The 2,467-nt window shown below is 64.0% G+C and carries 1 protein-coding gene; it reads left to right on the forward strand.

What is annotated here, in order from left to right:
- Positions 1 to 128 precede the first annotated feature (128 nt).
- The coding region (locus tag QCE73_RS39220) for a type VI secretion system tip protein TssI/VgrG (protein ID WP_309886178.1) at positions 129 to 2,467 on the forward strand (2,339 nt) is incomplete at its 3' end.

Consider the following 2,467-nt stretch of genomic DNA (forward strand, 5'->3'; position numbering starts at 1 on the left):
AAGCAGTGAAAAACGCAAACGGTCGAGCGCTCGCGCCCCTGGGCGACAAGACCGGCATGTCAAAACCCACTCACCCCCGCACCCTCGGGCTGCGCTGTAGCGCACTGCCCGCCCCCGATTATTGGGGCATGCCGTACCTTGTTCCGCTGCGTCTGCGCGGCAGCGAGGCGATCGGCGAATTGTTCGAGTACACCCTCACCGCGCAGACGCGGGACAGCTATAGCGACGCGTTCCCAGAGGCGGCCTGTCTCGACCTCGACGCGCTGCTCAATGCCGAAGCAACGGTGACTATCGAAATCCCCGGAAAGTGGAAGTTCGTTCCAGGACAACCCGGTCATACCGGCGCGGGCAATGTGGGCCGCTATACCCGCGAGATAACGGGCATCATCGCTCAGGCGCGGATCGTGGGCGGCAATGGCCGCTCGATCGTCTATGAGTTCGTGATTCGTCCGGCGCTCTATCTCGCCACGCTCAACCAGGCCTCGCGAGCATTCTTTGGTCTGAACGTCATCGATATCACGCGCGAGGTGATGCAGGGCTATGGGATATCGGTCGATTACCGCATTGGCGGTCCGGGCGGTGGCAAGGCGCATTATTCGAAGCGCGAGTATCAGCGGCAAGCGTTCGAGAGCGACTACCACTTCCTGCGCCGCCTATGGGAAGAATGGGGGATAGCGTTCTGGTTCGAGCACGCCGACGGCTTCCACCAGCTCGTTCTGAGCGATGGTCCCGGCGCCTTCCAGCCGCACGGCCCGGCTCACGAGACGTTGCGCTACCACCCGTCGAAGGAGCGGATCGACGAGGAATTCATCGATACCCTGTCGATTACCAACGTCCTTTCCACGGGCGCGGTCACGCTGCGCGATCACGATTACACCGCGCCGTCATGGGGTCGTGCGGGTAACCGGGCGTCCGGTATGGAGGAAGGCGCCGCCAATCCGCGCGAGTTGAACCACGCGCGAGCCGAGATCTACGATTGGGGCGGTTTCGCGCAGCCCGCCGAGAGCGGTCTCAATAGCTGGCGCAACGAGCCGCTCGAAGAAGCCCGCCATCTGGCGCGGGTGCGCATGGACGCGCTACGCTGCAAGACGCATCGCGCCAAGGGACACGGCCCGCTGAGCGGCCTCTTGTCGGGCCATACGTTCGCGCTGACCGGCTATCCGCAACGCAACGCGAACACGGACTACCTTGTCGTGTCCTGCACGCTGGATATACAGGAAGTCGATACCGAGGCGAAGGAATCGACGCCGTTTCGTTGCGATGCCGACTTCGAGATCGAGCCGTTATCGGAGTATCACCGGCTCGAACAGAAGACGCCCAGGCCGCGCATTTACGGCCCCGAGGCTGGGGTGATCGTCGGCTACGAGGATGCCGAGCAATGGCTCGACGCGCTCGGCCGCTACCTCGTTCAGTTTCGCTGGGACAAGCAAGGCGAGTTCGACGAGAAGCGCGCGATCTGGTTGCGCGTGGCGCTGCCGTGGCAAGGCAACGCGCGCGGCGTCGCCATGCCCTTGCGCATCGGCGACGAAGTCATCGTGAGCTATGTCAATGGCGATCCCGATTTACCGATCATCGTGGGGAGCGCGACGAACAAATGGAACGTGCCCGCGTGGAACCTGCCGAAAAACGCCAGTCTCGCGGGCATCCGCACCCGCAGTCTGGGTCACGAAGCGGGCACCAATCACCTGGCGCTCGATGACACCAAAGGCCAGTTGCAGGCGCAGTTGTCGAGCGATCAGGGTTCCTCGATCCTGAGCCTTGGCTTTATCCGCCGCATCTTCGGCAACGAAGGACGGCGGGAGGCTCGCGGTCAGGGCTTCGAGTTGCGCACGGATTTGTGGGGCGTGCTGCGCGCGGGATTGGGCATGCTCATTACGACCGAAGGCCGCGCCAACGCGACGGGACACGCGAAGGAGATGAGCGAGACGGTCGGGCGGCTCACGCAGGCGCGCGACATCCACGAGAGCATGGCCGAACTCGCGCAGCGGCATGGCACGCAGCGCGCGAGCGGCAATCAATCGGACGTTGCCAGGTCGATCAAAACGGCGAACGACGAACTACGCGGCACGGGCACGGTGAATGTTCATACCGGCGAGTTTCCCGAGTTCGTCGCGCCGCATCTGACGTTGGCGAGTCCGGCGGGGATTCAGACGACCACGACGGGCAGCACGCACCTTGCGAGCGACAAAGACCTCGCGGTAACGACCGGGCGGCATATCAGCTTCGCGGCGGCGCGCTCGATGTTTGCGAGCGTGCTGGAGTCGTTCGCGGTGTTCGCGCAGAAGGCGGGCATCGCGCTGACGGCGGCAGCTGGCAAGGTGCGCATCGAAGCGCAAAGCGATGGCGTGCAGATCGTCTCTCGCCAGGACGTGGAGATCGTGAGCGCGGATGGGTGGATCAATCTCACCGCCGCCAAGGGCGTGCGCATCAATGGCGGTGGGAGCGTCATCGAGATCAGTCCGCAAGG

Origin of the sequence: Caballeronia sp. LZ029, from assembly GCF_031451275.1 — a bacterium.
Classification (GTDB): domain Bacteria; phylum Pseudomonadota; class Gammaproteobacteria; order Burkholderiales; family Burkholderiaceae; genus Caballeronia; species Caballeronia jiangsuensis.